This window comes from Methylobacterium amylolyticum (genome assembly GCF_030700245.1).
GTDB lineage: Bacteria > Pseudomonadota > Alphaproteobacteria > Rhizobiales > Beijerinckiaceae > Methylobacterium.
In genome coordinates this window covers 1-14,901 of the sequence record NZ_JAUYZI010000086.1, presented here as the reverse complement: position 1 = coordinate 14,901, position 14,901 = coordinate 1, and the positions used below count along the sequence as shown (strand labels likewise).

Genomic DNA, 14,901 nt, shown 5'->3' with positions numbered 1-14,901 from the left:
GAGGTTCTACAGCCGGGTGACGGACAGGCTGATGCGGGCCGCGATCACCCGCTCGCCGTTGTCATCTAAAGCGTCGGCCCAGAAGTTGTTTGCGTCGGTTGCACTGCCCTCTAGACGCATCATGGTCGTGAGTGTCAGTCGGAGTAGATTTTCCACTGCTTCCAAATCAGGTAGATCGATCCCGCCACCATATATGACTTCGGATCCGTTGAATGTACTGATGCGATAGCGTGGCATGTGCGCTCCACTTCGGGGCGGGAGCACACGCGCTCTCAGGCGCCGGCGCCCAGGTCAGTGGCCAGCGATCGTGCAGTTGTAGACGAAACGGCGAGCTGCGCCGACCATAAATGAAACTGCTGGCGTTGACGGCCCAAGGTGTATCCATGTCGGTGGGCTCAGGCGGTCCGCGCCTCGACCCGCTGCACCTGCACCGGGCTCCACCGACCGCCACGCGCCGTCGGGATGCCGCGGTCGTTGAGCGCGTTGGCGACCGCCTGGAGCGTGGTCGCGCCGGCCGCTCGGACCTCGGCGATGACCGGCAACAGGTCGGCGGCCCGGTCCTGGGCCTTCGCCACCCGCGCCGCGGTCCCCATGCCCCGCGCCTCGGCGGAGAGGACGGCACCGCGGTTGCCCCCGAGCTTGACGCCCCGGGCCTTCGCCGCAGCCAGCGCCGCCTTGGTGCGGGCCGAGATCATCCGCGCTTCCTCCTCCGCGACCACGGCCATGATGCCCACCGTCATGCGGTTCGCGCTGGGCATGTCGCAGGCCACGAACTCGACGCCGGCCTTGGACAGGCCCAGGAGGAAGTGCGCGTCGCGGGCGAGACGATCGAGCTTGGCGACCACCAGCGTGGCCCCGTGGAGCCGGCACAGGCGCAGGGCCTCGGCCAGCTTCGGCCGGTCCGATCGCTTGCCGCTCTCGACCTCGACCACCTCCGCCAGGAGCTGCCACCGGCCGCCGTTCAGGTAGTCGGCCACTGCCTTGCGCTGGGCGTCGAGCCCGAGGCCCGAGGCGCCCTGCTTCCGGGTGGAGACCCGCAGGTAGGAGACGAAGCGCCCCTCAGCCATCCCACTCGCTCCTCTTACGTTCCGGTCTACGTCCGATGACTGTAACGTAAATCGATTGGGACGGTTCCGCTAGCCCCAGCGCTGGCTCACGGCAGGCAGGAAGATGCACCAGCCTACAAGTATTTGCTACCAACGTACACTCGCTAGCGTGCTAGCTTGATAGTATGGTTTGTGTACCCGCAGAGACCGTGCCAGCGCGACGTTGATTAGGTCTCCGCGACAGCCATCCAACAGCGCGGGCCTGCGTGACGCAGGTGGCAACGAGGGGGCGACCACCAGCCATTTCGTTCCCAGGGGTCCGTTGTGTCCTACACTCCAAACGAAGTCGTCGAAGTTGTTACCCGCGAAGTTAAGCGCATCGGTGAGCAGACCGACAAGGTGAACAAGCGCATTGAAAGCTTGCCCGAGGAACTGAAGGACGTCATCGGCCTCAAGTCGGAGCTGCATAACCGCATGGATGCGATCGAGACTGCCTTCAAGCGTGGCGGCGGGTCCGTCGAGTTCAAGGCCGAGACCTCCGAGGAACGCGAGTACAAGAGCGCCTTCCAGAACTTCGTTCGCACCGGCGAGACCGGCAATCTGAAGGCTATGCAGCAGAAGGCGCTGTCCTCCGGCTTCGATCCGGACGGCGGCTATCTGGTGCCCTCGCAGCTCTCCACCCGCGTGATCGAGAAGGTCTTTGAGGTATCGCCCATCCGGCAGGTCGCCAACGTGCAGACCGCCTCGTCGTCGGAAATCGACTTCCCGGTTGATGCTGACGAGGCCGAAGCACAGTGGGTCGATGAGACCTCTCCCCGGCGGCAGACGAACACCCCTCAGCTCGGCAAGAAGAAGATCGTTGTACATGAGCTGTCCGCCATCCCGCAGGCGACGGAGCGGATGCTTGAAGACAGCGCTGTAGACGTTGACTCCTGGCTGACCAAGAAGCTCGCCAACAAGTTCGCCCGGACGGAGGGTCGTGCCTTCGTGCTCGGCACCGGGCGCGGGCAGCCGGTCGGCTTCCTCACCTATGCCGCGAGCCCTGAGGGCGGCGCTGTTCAGCGTATCATGTCGGGGAAGGCCGATGGCTTCCCGGACGGCTCGGGCACGGCCGACGCCCTCATGGAGATGATCTACAGCCTCAAGGCCGCCTACCGGCAGAATGCGTCTTGGCTGATGCCGCGTTCCACCCAGCTTCTTGTTCGGCTCATGAAAGACGACAGGGGCAACTATCTATGGCAGCCTGGCATCAAGGACGGCCAGCCGGGCACGCTGCTCGGCTACTCTGTCCGCGACGCCGAAGACATGCCGCAGATGGCGGCCGGCAGTCTCTCCATCGCCTTCGGCGACTGGCACGAGGCCTACACCATCGTGGATCGGATCGGCATGACGATCCGGCGCGACCCCTTCACCGCGGACCCCTTCGTCAAGTTCATCGCCCGCAAGCGCGTCGGCGGCGACGTCGTGAACCCCGAGGCGTTCGCGCTGCTCAAGACCGGGCCCAAAGCCTGATCCCTCTCCGGCCGGCAGTCTTCCTCCTGCCGGCTTGAGCCGCCGGCCCGATCGTCGCTCGGGCCGGCACCGTTCCGCGCTCGCTGTGGTGGTCGAGCTGCGGGACGGCGGGGGCGGGCCGGGGTGCATCTCCCCCGGCCCGCCTTCCCTCGATCCTTGATGCTCCCCGGAGTGCTCCCGTGGCGTTTATCCTGAACCCGTTGACGGGCGAGCGCGTGCCGCTGCCGACGCTCCCCCGGCCGAGGCCGGCGCTATGATCGCCCCGCTGGCCGTCTACGTGACCCGCACGCACGCGGGCGCCCTTAAGGACATCCTCATCTCGAACAAGCCCCCGGCCGGCGCAGAGGTCCACCTGCGCACCCGTGACCCCGCTGACGCGAAGACCGTGGCGGATCGGCTTCGCATCACGCTGGCGCCAACCTTCGATGCAGCGGCGTTCCGGGAGGGACCCCGTTATCCGGTTCCAGACAGCATCCGAAACGGCCGCCCACGCAAGAGCGCACCCGGAGCAACGCTAGCTTCCTAGCTTGCGCATCTCGTTGCAGGTATGCTCATGCTAGCGTGGCCATCGCGCTAGCGAGCTTGTTTGCTATGAAGACGTTGGGTGTCCTCTCGCAGAAGGGGGGCGTGGGCAAGACGACCCTCGCCGTGCATCTGGCAGTGCTCGCCGATGCCGTCCTGATCGACACCGACCCTCAGCGCAGCGCGTACGGGTGGAAACGGATGCGCGAGGCGGAGCGCCCCGTTGTCACCTACCAGCCTGTAGAGAAGCTGGGCGAGATCCTCGACAAGGTTCGCTCGGCCGGTGCCAAGCGCGTCATCGTGGATACCGCGGGTAAGGCGGACGGCGGGTTGGCGGAGGTCGTGCGCTTATCCGACTTGGTGGTGATCCCGACCCGCACGGGCTTCTTCGACCTCAACGCAGTCGGACAAACCGTGAAGCTTGTCGCGGCGACCGGCCGGCGCGCCGTGTTCGTCCTGACCCTCACCCCGGCACCTCGGCCGGAGGGCGAGATGAGCGTTGTCCGCGAGGCGCGTGAGGCGCTGGCCGTCTTCAAGCTGCCGATCGCCCCTGTCGCCCTCACCCAACGGGCCGTCCTGCAGCACTCTCTGAACAGCGGTCATGCCGTGACCGAGTTCGATCCCGGGGGGAAGGCCGCGGCCGAGCTGCGCGACCTGTGGGCTTTCCTCCAAGAGGAGCTTGATCGTGAGTAAGATGCCCCGCGCTCGCACAGCGATCCAAGAGCCGCCTGACGATCCTCTCCCGGATGCGTTGCGCGACTTGGACGCGAAGGCGGCTCCGAAACCCGTCCACCCGGTTGAGGAAGCCCTGGCGGCGCGCCAGCCGGCAACCGCCGTCCCTGAGGCCGGGAGGGGCACAACGGTGCACCTGACGAAGGCGGCGGCCAAGGAGCTGAAGAAACTCGCGGCCGACCGTGAGACCACGGTGCACGCCCTTATGGTCGAGGGGGTCAACCTCGTGTTCCAGCAGTACGGCCTCCCGCAGATCGCGGCAGCCGGAGCGCGTCCGAAGCCAGCACGGAAGTGAGCTAGCGCGCTAGCACCCTAGCGAACCAGCTAGACGGCTATGCTAGCGAGCTTTAAAACTCCTAACCGACGTTTGGAGTTTCGACGCCATGCCCGCGATCGTCGCCTACTACCGCGTTTCGACCCACCGGCAGGGGCGCTCTGGCCTCGGCCTGGAGGCGCAGCGCGAACGGTGCGAAGCCTTCGCCGCGGCCAACGGTTTCACGATCACGGAAAGCTTCGTGGAGGTGGAAACCGGCAAGGGCAGCGACGCGCTCGATCGCCGCCCGCAGCTCGCCGCGGCGCTCGCCGCCGGCCGCCGCTTCCGGTGTGCGGTACTGGTCGCCAAGCTCGATCGCCTCAGCCGCGACGTCGCCTTCATTGCGGGCCTAATGGCCCAGAACGTCCTGTTCCGGGTCGCCGAGCTTGGCTTGGACGTCGATCCCTTCATGCTCCACATCTACGCCGCGCTGGCTGAGAAGGAGCGGCGCATGATTTCGGACCGCACCCGCGCAGCGCTCGCGATCCGCAAAGCGCAGGGCGCGCGCCTCGGCAACCCGACCAACCTCGCGGAAGCCGGCCTTAGGGGCGCAGCTCGTGGCGCGGAGGAAGCCTCCCGGTTCGCCGCCAACGTGGCGCCGATCGTCCGCGAGGTACAGACCAGCGGCGTGCGAAGCCTGCGCGGGATCGCTGCCGCCCTCAACGCCCGCGGCGTGAAGACAGCCCGGGGCGGTCGGTGGCAGGCCACGCAGGTCCAGGCAGTGCTGCGACGTACCGAGGGCGCCTTCTCCCCCCGCAGCGCAACCTGAGCCGCCTACTGCTTCACAGTGTCGGACAACTCGGCCGGCATGATCCCGACCGCGCGACCAGTGTCCTTCCGCAAGCCAATCTCCTTCTCGTGAATGGTCGGCTGGTTCTGACTTGTCAGAACAACAGGAACATTCCAGATAGGACCGTTGAAGCGGATCGAGTTGTCCGAGCAGCCGCAATCGTGGATCAAGGCAGCTCCAGAGAAGACGATTGGGTCGTCATTAGAACTAGTCAGCCTACGCTGCAGAACGAAGGAACCATACCCCGGACGGTTCGCTGGTAGCGAGGCGTAGTTGATGACCAGACCCTCACCCTGCATGAAAGCCGTCCCCTTGACCTGATTGTTCGGTGTCATGTCGATGATATCAGCCGTGTAGTAACGGCCCTGGTCATGGAAGAGCACCTTGAAGGTCTGAACCCTCCCAGACTCCTTGTAGAAGAGGTGCGCGTACAAGGTCTTGTTATCCAGTTCGCCCTTCGGTTGAGCGGTTTCCTTCTGCCCGACAGCCGCCTGCGCGGACGTCGGAATGTGCCCAATCTTGTCCTTCGCGGCTTCAGTCCACGAAGGCGGCCAGTACGTGTAGGCCCAGTACCCCAGAGCCCCGATGCCGTTCGCCATCAGAATGAAGGTAGCGATCGCCCCGGCCATGAAGCCACGGGACCCCCGCCGGGGCGTGCGGTCGCCCTCCAAGGGCTGCGGGTGGGGCATATCGGCATTACCCGGAGGCTGCGCGCGAGGCGTGCGGGTGCCGCCCGAAGACCGCGGGCGGGGCGTTGGTGTTGTAGTCATGGGGCAGCTCCTGCGAGCGTCGATGGGGAGCGCCTGCCGGCTTCTCAACCGGCAGGCGCTCTGTGCACCGCTAGGTGCACGCGTAGTGGTAGGTCATCGACGTTCTCCGCTTACCGAGGAGGGGTCTCCAACGGTTCGGCTTCGCCACATTGCAGCCACAAATCTGAACGGCAGCCAAATCCTCTGACGGTCGTTGCGTTGAGTTGCACTGCACAACGACGCAGCGGTCTCAGAGCTTAGCAACGAGCGCGTTCACCGACTTGATCGCGTTCTGCCGGTACTCCTCCTTCACGGCGACCCGGTGGCCGCCGATCGTCTGCTTGCCAGATGTGAGCCGCTCGAACGGCAGCCCACGCGCGAACGCGACCACGCCGGTGGTCTGGAAATCGCGGATGTCCACCGTTCCGTCCTCGACCACCGAGAACGTGAAGTACTGCGGGTGGCTCACAAGCAGGCGACTGATGTCTGCCTCAATCGCAGCGAGAACCGCGGCGTAGGCCGATGCCGGACCCATGTACTGTGTGATCCGGTTCTTGGCGATCACGTGGACGCGGGGCAGCGGGCGCCCGGCATTGATCAGCTTCGTGTTAAAAGCATACGTCGTGTAGATCGGGGACGGCAGACTCAGCCCGTAAACAAGGGAAAGCGCGTTCTGGACAGCGCGCCGTGAGGAATCATCTGCCATCACCGGGATGACTAATCGATCAGCCGATGAGAGCGCGATCTGAGTGTACAACGAGAAACTTGGATTGCAGTCGATGAACAGTGTGTCGAAATCGTCTTCGAGCTGCGCGAGGAAGTCCGTAATCCAATCCACCACCGCAATCCACGTGTCGGTGCCAGGAATTTGCGTGTTCGAAAGCGTGTTGATGGCGTTTGACTGAAGCTCGAGGAGTGGATCGCCGCATACGAGCGAGACGTTTGCTGGGATTAGGTGGTTCTGTGTCCGCGGCGACATGATGTAATCGTGTGCGTCGAAGACCGGGATGTTGAACGGCGATGGCAAGCGGATTTGAAAATACCCGCCGAGACTACGACGAGGAACGTGGCCCTGCTCCTGCAAAAGCTTCGACCCACCGTTGTTGGTGAGACCGCCGAGCAGAAGTTCCGACACGTTGGCCTGAGGGCAGGCGTCGATGACCAGAACGCGCTTCTCCGGGTTGAGCTCGGCGTATCGGCAGATGGCCTGAAAGGCCAAGCTGGTCTTCCCGGTGCCACCCTTGTTGTTCCAAAAGGCGTACTTGAGCATCTTCGCACCTGTCCGCGCTCGACGTCGCAACGTCCATTTTGGACACGTACCAGGATTTTTTAGACTCAGCAACGTCCGATTGGGACTAGTGGTCGGCAAAATCGGACCATACCGTTTCCGCATCCGAGGTAGCGGAAAACGAGACGGCAATGACGGTCGGTAAATTCGTGACGTAGCCGAGCACGAGGCCGCGATGATCTCGACGCGCACCAAGACCGCGCTGGCCGCCGCGAAGACCCGCGGCGTGCGGCTCGGAGGCGACCGCGGTAACCTCCCGGCCGTCGCGCAGCAGGGCCATGCCGCCGGTCTGTGCGCGCGCCAGGGCAAGGTCGTCGATCGCGCTTTTGCCCTGAGTCCCCGGCTCAACGCGATGGCCCTCCAGGGAGAGAGCCTGCGCGGGATGGCCCGCACCCTGACCGGGGAGGGCATCCCTGCTCCACGAGGTGGCCCGTGGACGGCCGCGCAGGTCAATCGGGCACTCGACACCGCCGGAACGCTGACAGCCGCCTACGGGCCTTAGAACGAACCCTCGTCAATCTCAGGCCAATCCGTCCTACAGCCTGTTGCAGCATCGAAGGCGGCACGGCATTTCGCAAGGTTCGGCAGCCCGTAGGCGTGGACCTGCTTTTCGTCCTCTGCTCCGTCAGGTAGCTTGAACTTAAGCCAAGTCTTCGTGTCTTTGATGTCTGGGCAGATCTTACGTAGCTCCCGCCCGAACTGAGCCGAGTTCATGCGATATCGCTCGTTTGTATCTCGGCATTCTATCAAGTACTGCTGATACAACTCGCTCTTCGCAATCACGATCGACCAGTCACTATCATCGGTCTTGATCTCCCCGTTGAATAGGCGAGTGAACCAAAACAGTGGCACGGGTTCCATCGAGTGAATCTTTTGGTCCTCAAGTGCCTTGGTCTTGGGTATCGTGCGAAGGTCGACCGCGTCGATGTCCACGGACAAAAAGTGCTTCATCAACGCGCCGTAGCCGCCGGCCTCTAGCTCTGCGTCTAATGCTTTGAAGTAGGCGGTGTCCTGACGGTGACGCTCGCTCATGTCGAGCACGGCGAAGCGGCGTTCCTCCAGCGCCGCTGGCACGACCCAACCCTTATCGCTGGTAACGAGCAATCGCATGTAATTCGCGACCTCAACCGGATCGACATTCTTCTTTTCCAATGTCGTTTTTGAGCTAGTTATGAGAGATCGCAGCTTTCCAACAGAGCTGCGATCACCTGCGAAAAACGCTTCATCAGCGTGAAGTAGGATCGCCCGCGCGAGGTGAGCGTTGAACTGCCCGACGACAAGGCGTGAGTCGTCGGCGAGCACGTAGTGGGGCCCGAGTAGCTTACCTATCACCTCACCGACTTTGGTTTTCCCGGTTCCCTGCGCGCCGCGCAGGACCAGAGATGTTCCGAGCTTCACGGCAGGTCGCTGAATGATCTGCGCCAACCATGCTTCCACCCACCGGAACAGTTCGGGATCGCCTTGGGCGACGTTCTCCCGCAGATGCTCAAGGAAGAGGTTGCAGGTCCCGCTCTCTGACGGCTCGAACACGAAGCCGCGCCATAGGTTGTACGTCCCGGGCGTGTCCCGGCCGGGGGAAAACGCTACATCTTCGTACGTGCGGCGGTCCGGGTGGCTCATCCAGAGCTGAGCCTTGTTGCGCTTACCGACGAAAGCGTTGGCGTGGTAATCTTTGAAGGCGCCGAGCTTGATGAAGTCGGGAACGGATCCCGGTCGGTCACGTAGAATAAGAGAGCTACCGCCCTGAAGAACAAGAGCGAACTTCTTGTTCATCTCTTCGACAGCCGCGGCCTCACGTGCCCGTTTGCTGTCGCCTAGCTCGTATTTCTCATAGGCGCGGTGAAGCTTCTTTCGGCCCTCTGCACGCTCATACGGCGGCGTGCAGCCGTCGCAGAACACGTCCATCTTGATCTCGGCCTCCTCGATGGGGATGCCTTCGCCGCACCACTTCGACGCCAGCTTCCAGCAGGTCTCATCCCGCCCACCTTCCCCCACCCCGTTCTCGGCGGCGGGATCGAGGCGGCTGCGCTTGGCCGCCGCGAAATCCACGACGTTGCCCGCTGGCGGGCTTTCCTCGTCCCCAGCATCGTCGGATGCAGCCGACCGCCGACGCCCCTCCCCGCGCGTCTCTGGCAGTTCGAAGTCCGGTATGATCGCGAGCCGATCCAGGGCCGCGTCAACCGAGAGCGGTTGAAGATCGTCGTCCAGGGGGACGCTCTTGCGAGCAAACGGCAGGCCGATCAGGTTGCCGTAGTCACCGGCCTTCACGTTGTCCTGTCGCGGGAACACCTCCACTGCCCCGGTCCCGATACCGCTGGGGCCGTCTTTGAGCCCACAGCTACCCAAGACGAAGTGCAGGAACGATCGGACCTTGGCGGCTTCCTCCGGCTGCGCGAAGAACAACACGAGGTGTATGCCGGAACCGCCTCCGGATCGGACCGCGAGGACCTGCCCAAGGCGGTTCAGAGCCGTCACGATGGGTCGGACCTTCTCGGCCACCTCTAGCCACGGGAGGGCGCCTCCGTGGTTGTCTATGTCGAGGACCGCGAACGTCACGCGGTGCTCGCCCTCCGGTACGAGGTAGACGCCGATCGCGTCCGTCTCGGCCTTGTTGGCAAGGTGCCGCTCTACAACATCGAGCGTCAGCGGGATGTCGGTTTTGCTGTCGCCAGACTTGCGGCGTGCCGGGACGTAGCCCCATCGGTCATCGGCCGTCAGGAACTTGCGCTTGGCGTAGACGGAGCGCCGACCGCCGAACCGATCTAGAAGGAGCTGCGCCAGCGACGGCGCGGGTGCCGGGAGGGCGCTCATGGGCACCCCTCCATGGCGTTCTCGATCATTGAGCAGACGAAGTCGTGCACCTCGACCAGCAGCTCGAACGTCTCCACCGGCCGGATGCGGCCCTGCTGCAGGCCGGTGCGGACCGTCTCCGCCTCCTCGGCCATCGCCGCGGCGACCGCGCGGGCGTGATCAAGCGTGATGTCGTGGCAGGCGGGGTTGAAGTGTGGGGAGGCGGCGTCGAACACCGCATCACGCACGGCCGCCAGCCGAACCAGCCGGTCGCACACCCGATCGAACGCCGGAGCAGACCGGGTGCGGGAAAGAGTGCGATCATCACGGGCGACGGCGCTTTGAACCGCTCGGACGTGATCAAGGGAAATGCCGTAGTTGGCAGGGTCGAAGGGGTTGCCGGGCGACCGTAACTTTCTTACGCTATTCACCGGATGCTCCTCTTGTAGGGGTGTTTCTACGGATGGAGCCCGACCCCGATTGCTTGCCGGCAGTGGGTCGGGCTTCATGTTTCCGGGGATTGAACTCGGCGTTCCGCCGGGGCGGGGCACCGACCTCGGGCGCGATCTGCCGGCGTAGCGCAGTGAGCCGCGCATCACGGATTGCGAGAGCTTCGTGCTCACACCCGTCCGGCAGTTCCTCGTTCGCGAGGGCCTGGAGGCTGTACCAAGCGCGGGCTGTGTCGAGTTTGATCCGCAAGGCTTGCCGATCGCGCTCCGACAGCTCGCCGCTGTCCAAGCCCTCGCCTCCGGCCTCGATCATCGTGGCGAGTAGGCTTGTGAGGAAGAGGGCCTGACCAGCCGACATTCCACGCTCGCCGCGGTACCAACGCCCCGCCGTTACGTTGCTGACGCCGACCTGAGAGGCAATCCAGTCGAGGGTGATCCCGCAAACCAGCATGCCTTCCATGACGGGTGGACCAGTACGCCTGAATGGTGTGGGTGCATTCACTGCGTTCTCCATCTGAGGTTTATATAGCGGAAATTAAGTTACCTGTGGTTGCACAAACCGTCTACGGGGCGACCGCACAAAATCGTTTGCCATCAAGACTTTGCCTCCCGGGCTTGGGCCAAAAGAAAAGGCGGTCGCCCCGCTCTGGGGCGCCGCCTGTTTGGTGCCGCGTATGTCGCAGCAGCAGATCGAGATTGCTCGTATCAATTTAGTTGTCAACTATGATTCTTAATTTCACACATGCGGATCCATTGACCCGTCATTCTTCATCATTTTGCGTACTTGGAGATAACTCACGCAACAAACCAATCACTTTTAGATGTAATTCGATCGGATCGTCGGGCTTGGTTGCGAGATCAGCGTTAACTCTCGAAAGAGCCAATTGATATTTTAACTCACTTGGTTCTTCTGCGGCAGCCTTTGCTGCGAGAAATTTCATCCATTTCTCTAGCTCGTGAATTATCTTATATATATATTCATCCCCAGCCATAAAACATTCTGATTGACCAGAGAATTTCTCATTTGGCCAATATTGCAATCTTTTTAGCGTTTGAAGAATGTCTCTTTCTGCCAATCTAGCTTCTCCTTCATATTTGAAATCCACAACTTTCACATCATCTACATTGTAAGGGTGGTCTGATATATATATTTCTCTCCTATGTAATCGTTCAACTTTATCTTCTAATGACAGGTCGCTATCGAGAACATGGACTTTACCGAACTTGAATCTATTTGATGCGTCTTGCGATACTCCGATCTTATAGAACGACTCAACAGTTCTCGGATGGGTCATCTTCACAAGATAGAGTTGCATGGCAGGATCCGTTGAGACCGTCAGATTCGGAGATGTCGCTGACTTTCCCCGATTCTCCCCCCTCTCGGCAGCCCTTGCGAGGGTGCCGTTCTCCCCGAAATTGCCAGTCTAGAACTGATAGGTACTCGTGCCAGGTCCTGTCCGACCCCCACCCCCCGCGGGGCGAGGCGCAGCCAGCTCGTCCACTCAGGCGCGGCGATCGTCACCACGTTGGTGTCGTTGCGGAAGGCCGAGACGCGCCGCACCTCGACGTTGAGCAGGCCAGCCACCCTCGCCGCCCGGAGCGCCCGCTTAACGGTGCTGTCCGACACCCCGGCCAGCGCCGCGAGGTGCCCGTGGGCGAGGGTGCAGCGCCCGTGCTTCATCACCTCTGAGGCCACAACGGCCAGCACCGCCTGCTCGGCCAGCGTGAAGCGGGCCGCGAGCTGCGGCGGGAGCCGTCCTGAGGCCGCCCAGCGCCGTCGCCGCTCTAGACTGGCGTCCGTACGCGGGCGCGAGCCTACGGCCCTTCTCGGCGCCGCGGGCGTGGCCGGGGGGATCTTCCGCGCCTCGATCAGCTCGGACAGCGTCTCGGCCTCGGCCTCCGTCACCTGACCCGCCCCGAAGGCGCGCCACAGCATCGCTGCCACGGCGGGCAGCTTCACGCGCGGCGCAGCCTCGACGGCGCGCCGGATCTCATCTGCGAACATAGCTCCGCACCCCTGGTCGCGAGACCAGCCGCAGAGGCGCGGACGCACGCGGGCAAAGCTCCGCCGTTGAGGAAAACGGGCGTTTCCCTCTTGTCACGGGCGTCGATTTGGGGGAGGATCAGAGTTGCTCAGACACTGATTTCCCCGGCCTCGGCCGGCATGTGACCCGCCCTCGTGGCGGGTTTCGTGTTTCTAGGCCACCTCACTGTCACCGGCTGGGACTCACGGACGCGAGCCGACAGCCGACACGGCATGACGCACAGCCGAAGCTGATGCGTCAACGGCAACGGTAGCGTGCCGGGGTATGCCGCGGCAAATCCGGGGGTGGTTCCGGGGGGAGAAGGCGGGCGGGCGTTCTCCAGATCTGTCGTAAGCTGCTGCAACGCCACGACATTCCGGGCAATCCGGGTAATCCGGGGGGGAGTTCCGGGCGTAAGTTGCTGAAGGATCACGGTATTCCGGGCATTCCGGGATTTTCGCCCTTCGAACTGTCGGAGGGCAGACTACCGGAGAAACCTTTGCGGAGCGCGGCAGGGGCGCGAAGCCCCACTTTCTAACTCCTCTCTCCCGGAAATCCCGGAATGCCCGGAACGGCGTGTCGTATCAGAAGCTTAGTCGGACCCTTATCCCGGAACGTCCCCGGAATTGCCCGGAACGTTTCCTGGGACATGGTTGATCTTATCGGCTAGCATACAAGTGTTTGCGGCAGCCCACCACACATCGACAAGATATGCTTCCGGCTGTGTTAAAGTAACAGCGAGGGAGCATAGTATGACCTTCACATCTGGGGTCCCCCGGCCCGCCGCTGCCGGCCGCAAGCCCGGCACCCCGAACCGCGCGACCAAGGCGGCGCAGGCCAAGGCCGATGAACTCGGCATCGACCCGTTTGTGGTGCTCTTGTACTTCGCGGGCGGCCGAACCGAGGAACTAGGCATCAAGCCTTACGTCGACAGCAAGGGCCGCCAGCGCGACCCGGCGGTGCCGCTCGACCTGCGGATGCAGGCCGCCGCCGCCGCGGCCCGGTTCCTTCTGCCCCAACTGAAGTCGACCGAGATCACCGGGGCGAACGGCGGCCCCCTGGACGTGTTCCTCGACATGGGGGAGGAAGCCCTGGCCAAGCGCCGCGCCGAACTCGCTCTTGCTCTCGACGAAGCCGTGTAGGCGCCGCCCGCGGTCAAATTCTTGCGCTTCCGGTACGCCAGGGGCGCCCACCACCCCCGGCCATCCGCGCGCGCAAACAGCCTAGCTTTCAACCAAGAAAGAGAGCTAGCGCCGCTAGCGCGCTAGCGAATACCCCTTGATAGCCACCATCAAGGGGACCACCATGAACGTGCAGCCGATCCGAGGCGCCAAGGCGCTCGCCGTGAGCATCAACGTCCGCAGGGAGGCCGGCGGCTTCTTCACCGCCCACGTACACCGGGAGGTGGACGGACTGCTGATCGTCCTCTCGCCGCCCTGCGACACGGCTGAGGGCTCTGTCGAGGTCGCGCGGGCAATGTATCGCCACGGCCGGCTTGCTATCCCCGACACCCTCCCGGAGTGCGGGTCTGCCTAGCCCTCTGCCACTGATGCTGCGACAGGCACGCTGGGCGATATCGGTGAGCTGATGAGGCGAAAAGCGCTCAACGTCTCAAGGTTTTTCCGCGAGACGTTGACGCCGTACTCCGGTGCGCTCTTGCCACCCTCATAATTTCGGTCACAGAAGACACCACATGGCGACAGCCAGCGTGTTGAGGGTATGTCGTATATCTCAAATTTACTTGGTAGAAACACGATCAGGCAAAGCCCGAGATCCGCCCGTGGTGTGAAGTACTTCTTCCTCATAAAGACGTATTGGTAGCCCCGAATTGATTTGACTTGAATGCTCTTATATCCAACGTCCTCGCGGTAGACGAGCATATCAACGCCGCGATCATCAATCTCAGGTATGAAGATCGAGTAGCCCTGCTTGGCGAACTCAATGCGAGCGACGTACTCAGCCATCCGCCCAAGCTGATGTGGTGATACCTTAGACCAATCTTGGCTTAGCATCAGCGAGTTTCTTGTCTGAAGGATGGTGAAGCGCACCCTCTCGCAAACAAGTTAATCAGCGCTGCCATTCGCCGCCATCGTTAGTCGCGCTCGTAGGGCTCAAGCAGTCAGCGCTTCGACGCGTTGCCTTGCACCGGGCTCCACTGATTGCGCTTGCGGCTGCGATTACGTCATCCGCAAATCCTGGCAACGCAATTCTATCCAACCCACAAAAACCCCCACCCGGACCGGGCGGAGGCTAAGTCACACCCGTCTCACCTGGTGCAGGGGCCTGACCTATCACCACCCGAGGCCGGAACCAGATCCGATCGCTCACGTTCCTATGGTGCAGCGCGGCGATGGCGTCGCTGCGGTGCAGCCCTTCACTGGGCGTTTCCTCCCTAGACTTCGGGCCGCTCCTTCGGGAGTGGCCTTTTTTCTGGGCGCTCGTCGTTATTGGAAAGTAAACCGTGTGGTGGTGGCGGTTGTTCCACCCTAACGTGTGTTACTATGACTACCGCACCGGAGCGGTGCGACGCCCGGTCGATGCGCCGGTTTGACCGGCCCTGAGGTTCTACAGCCGGGTGACGGACAGGCTGATGCGGGCCGCGATCACCCGCTCGCCGTTGTCATCTAAAGCGTCGGCCCAGAAGTTGTTTGCGTCGGTTGCACTGCCCTCTAGACGCATCATGGTC

18 protein-coding genes are annotated in these 14,901 nt (G+C 62.9%); 8 read left to right on the top strand and 10 right to left on the bottom strand.

From position 1 onward, the window contains the following. Positions 1-6: 6 nt before the first annotated feature. Both Q8W71_RS31010 and Q8W71_RS31005 read right to left on the bottom strand, forming a co-directional pair. On the bottom strand, positions 7-237 hold the full coding sequence (locus Q8W71_RS31010) for a DUF6894 family protein (protein ID WP_305529215.1): 231 nt from the start codon (positions 235-237) through the stop codon (positions 7-9). A gap of 158 nt (positions 238-395) precedes the next feature. After that, on the bottom strand, positions 396-1,067 hold the full coding sequence (locus Q8W71_RS31005; RefSeq protein ID WP_305529214.1) for a recombinase family protein: 672 nt from the start codon (positions 1,065-1,067) through the stop codon (positions 396-398). Positions 1,068-1,370: 303 nt separating this feature from the next. On the opposite strand from Q8W71_RS31005, the gene Q8W71_RS31000 reads away from it, so the two are divergent. From Q8W71_RS31000 to Q8W71_RS30980, 5 genes are all read left to right on the top strand, one after another. Continuing rightward, positions 1,371-2,558, top strand: coding sequence for a phage major capsid protein (locus tag Q8W71_RS31000; RefSeq protein WP_305529213.1), 1,188 nt, complete (start codon positions 1,371-1,373; stop codon positions 2,556-2,558). 253 nt (positions 2,559-2,811) lie between these two features. Further along, on the top strand, positions 2,812-3,084 hold the full coding sequence (locus tag Q8W71_RS30995; protein ID WP_305529212.1) for a hypothetical protein: 273 nt from the start codon (positions 2,812-2,814) through the stop codon (positions 3,082-3,084). A 65-nt stretch (positions 3,085-3,149) separates the two neighbouring features. Then, positions 3,150-3,773, top strand: coding sequence for a nucleotide-binding protein (locus Q8W71_RS30990; protein ID WP_305529211.1), 624 nt, complete (start codon positions 3,150-3,152; stop codon positions 3,771-3,773). A 169-nt stretch (positions 3,774-3,942) separates the two neighbouring features. Next, positions 3,943-4,107, top strand: coding sequence for a ribbon-helix-helix domain-containing protein (locus tag Q8W71_RS30985; protein ID WP_305529210.1), 165 nt, complete (start codon positions 3,943-3,945; stop codon positions 4,105-4,107). 88 nt (positions 4,108-4,195) lie between these two features. Further along, positions 4,196-4,894 (top strand): recombinase family protein, encoded by a 699-nt coding sequence (locus tag Q8W71_RS30980; RefSeq protein WP_305529209.1) that lies wholly within the window; start codon positions 4,196-4,198, stop codon positions 4,892-4,894. A gap of 5 nt (positions 4,895-4,899) precedes the next feature. Here Q8W71_RS30980 and Q8W71_RS30975 read toward each other — a convergent pair whose 3' ends face one another. Together Q8W71_RS30975 and Q8W71_RS30970 are read right to left on the bottom strand one after the other, a co-directional pair. Beyond that, entirely contained in the window at positions 4,900-5,544 is a 645-nt protein-coding gene (locus Q8W71_RS30975) for a hypothetical protein (protein ID WP_305529208.1), read from the bottom strand. 370 nt (positions 5,545-5,914) lie between these two features. Further along, entirely contained in the window at positions 5,915-6,934 is a 1,020-nt protein-coding gene (locus Q8W71_RS30970; protein WP_305529207.1) for a ParA family protein, read from the bottom strand. 193 nt (positions 6,935-7,127) lie between these two features. On the opposite strand from Q8W71_RS30970, the gene Q8W71_RS30965 reads away from it, so the two are divergent. Further along, a complete protein-coding gene (locus Q8W71_RS30965) occupies positions 7,128-7,454 on the top strand; it encodes a recombinase family protein (protein ID WP_305529206.1) in 327 nt (108 codons plus the stop codon). Here Q8W71_RS30965 and Q8W71_RS30960 read toward each other — a convergent pair. The 5 genes from Q8W71_RS30960 to Q8W71_RS30940 all read right to left on the bottom strand — a co-directional run bounded on the left by Q8W71_RS30960 (position 7,451) and on the right by Q8W71_RS30940 (position 12,196). Next, positions 7,451-9,763, bottom strand: a complete 2,313-nt coding sequence (locus tag Q8W71_RS30960) for a TOTE conflict system archaeo-eukaryotic primase domain-containing protein (protein ID WP_305529205.1) — start codon at positions 9,761-9,763, stop codon at positions 7,451-7,453. The two genes, Q8W71_RS30965 and Q8W71_RS30960, sit on opposite strands and share 4 nt — an antisense overlap. Then, positions 9,760-10,173: a hypothetical protein gene (locus Q8W71_RS30955; protein ID WP_305529204.1), complete on the bottom strand. Its 414-nt coding sequence runs from the start codon at positions 10,171-10,173 to the stop codon at positions 9,760-9,762. Before Q8W71_RS30955 ends, Q8W71_RS30960 begins: the two co-directional genes overlap by 4 nt. After that, the gene (locus tag Q8W71_RS30950; protein WP_305529203.1) at positions 10,166-10,651 is read right to left on the bottom strand and encodes a hypothetical protein; all 486 of its coding nucleotides are present in this window, start codon (positions 10,649-10,651) and stop codon (positions 10,166-10,168) included. Before Q8W71_RS30950 ends, Q8W71_RS30955 begins: the two co-directional genes overlap by 8 nt. A 301-nt stretch (positions 10,652-10,952) precedes the next feature. Further along, the gene (locus Q8W71_RS30945; RefSeq protein ID WP_305529202.1) at positions 10,953-11,507 is read right to left on the bottom strand and encodes a hypothetical protein; all 555 of its coding nucleotides are present in this window, start codon (positions 11,505-11,507) and stop codon (positions 10,953-10,955) included. 20 nt (positions 11,508-11,527) lie between these two features. Further along, the gene (locus Q8W71_RS30940) at positions 11,528-12,196 is read right to left on the bottom strand and encodes a transcriptional regulator (RefSeq protein ID WP_305529201.1); all 669 of its coding nucleotides are present in this window, start codon (positions 12,194-12,196) and stop codon (positions 11,528-11,530) included. A 771-nt stretch (positions 12,197-12,967) separates the two neighbouring features. Here Q8W71_RS30940 and Q8W71_RS30935 point away from each other — a divergent pair. Beyond that, positions 12,968-13,357 carry a hypothetical protein gene (locus tag Q8W71_RS30935; protein WP_305529200.1) on the top strand — a complete coding sequence of 130 codons (390 nt, stop codon included), beginning with the start codon at positions 12,968-12,970 and terminating at the stop codon, positions 13,355-13,357. A gap of 163 nt (positions 13,358-13,520) precedes the next feature. After that, positions 13,521-13,751 (top strand): hypothetical protein, encoded by a 231-nt coding sequence (locus Q8W71_RS30930; protein ID WP_305529199.1) that lies wholly within the window; start codon positions 13,521-13,523, stop codon positions 13,749-13,751. Here the strand turns inward: Q8W71_RS30930 and Q8W71_RS30925 are convergent. Continuing rightward, positions 13,748-14,179, bottom strand: coding sequence for a hypothetical protein (locus tag Q8W71_RS30925; protein WP_305529198.1), 432 nt, complete (start codon positions 14,177-14,179; stop codon positions 13,748-13,750). The two genes, Q8W71_RS30930 and Q8W71_RS30925, sit on opposite strands and share 4 nt — an antisense overlap. Positions 14,180-14,901 lie beyond the last annotated feature (722 nt).

What these genes read in the sequence shown, in the direction of transcription:
- Q8W71_RS31010 (WP_305529215.1), bottom strand. Translation starts at nt 237, where the DNA reads ATGCCACGCTATCGCATCAGTACATTCAACGGATCCGAAGTCATATAT.
- Q8W71_RS31005 (WP_305529214.1), bottom strand. Translation starts at nt 1,067, where the DNA reads ATGGCTGAGGGGCGCTTCGTCTCCTACCTGCGGGTCTCCACCCGGAAG.
- Q8W71_RS30995 (WP_305529212.1), top strand. Translation starts at nt 2,812, where the DNA reads ATGATCGCCCCGCTGGCCGTCTACGTGACCCGCACGCACGCGGGCGCC.
- Q8W71_RS30990 (WP_305529211.1), top strand. Translation starts at nt 3,150, where the DNA reads ATGAAGACGTTGGGTGTCCTCTCGCAGAAGGGGGGCGTGGGCAAGACG.
- Q8W71_RS30980 (WP_305529209.1), top strand. Translation starts at nt 4,196, where the DNA reads ATGCCCGCGATCGTCGCCTACTACCGCGTTTCGACCCACCGGCAGGGG.
- Q8W71_RS30975 (WP_305529208.1), bottom strand. Translation starts at nt 5,544, where the DNA reads ATGGCCGGGGCGATCGCTACCTTCATTCTGATGGCGAACGGCATCGGG.
- Q8W71_RS30970 (WP_305529207.1), bottom strand. Translation starts at nt 6,934, where the DNA reads ATGCTCAAGTACGCCTTTTGGAACAACAAGGGTGGCACCGGGAAGACC.
- Q8W71_RS30965 (WP_305529206.1), top strand. Translation starts at nt 7,128, where the DNA reads ATGATCTCGACGCGCACCAAGACCGCGCTGGCCGCCGCGAAGACCCGC.
- Q8W71_RS30960 (WP_305529205.1), bottom strand. Translation starts at nt 9,763, where the DNA reads ATGAGCGCCCTCCCGGCACCCGCGCCGTCGCTGGCGCAGCTCCTTCTA.
- Q8W71_RS30950 (WP_305529203.1), bottom strand. Translation starts at nt 10,651, where the DNA reads ATGGAAGGCATGCTGGTTTGCGGGATCACCCTCGACTGGATTGCCTCT.
- Q8W71_RS30945 (WP_305529202.1), bottom strand. Translation starts at nt 11,507, where the DNA reads ATGCAACTCTATCTTGTGAAGATGACCCATCCGAGAACTGTTGAGTCG.
- Q8W71_RS30940 (WP_305529201.1), bottom strand. Translation starts at nt 12,196, where the DNA reads ATGTTCGCAGATGAGATCCGGCGCGCCGTCGAGGCTGCGCCGCGCGTG.
- Q8W71_RS30935 (WP_305529200.1), top strand. Translation starts at nt 12,968, where the DNA reads ATGACCTTCACATCTGGGGTCCCCCGGCCCGCCGCTGCCGGCCGCAAG.
- Q8W71_RS30930 (WP_305529199.1), top strand. Translation starts at nt 13,521, where the DNA reads ATGAACGTGCAGCCGATCCGAGGCGCCAAGGCGCTCGCCGTGAGCATC.
- Q8W71_RS30925 (WP_305529198.1), bottom strand. Translation starts at nt 14,179, where the DNA reads ATGGCTGAGTACGTCGCTCGCATTGAGTTCGCCAAGCAGGGCTACTCG.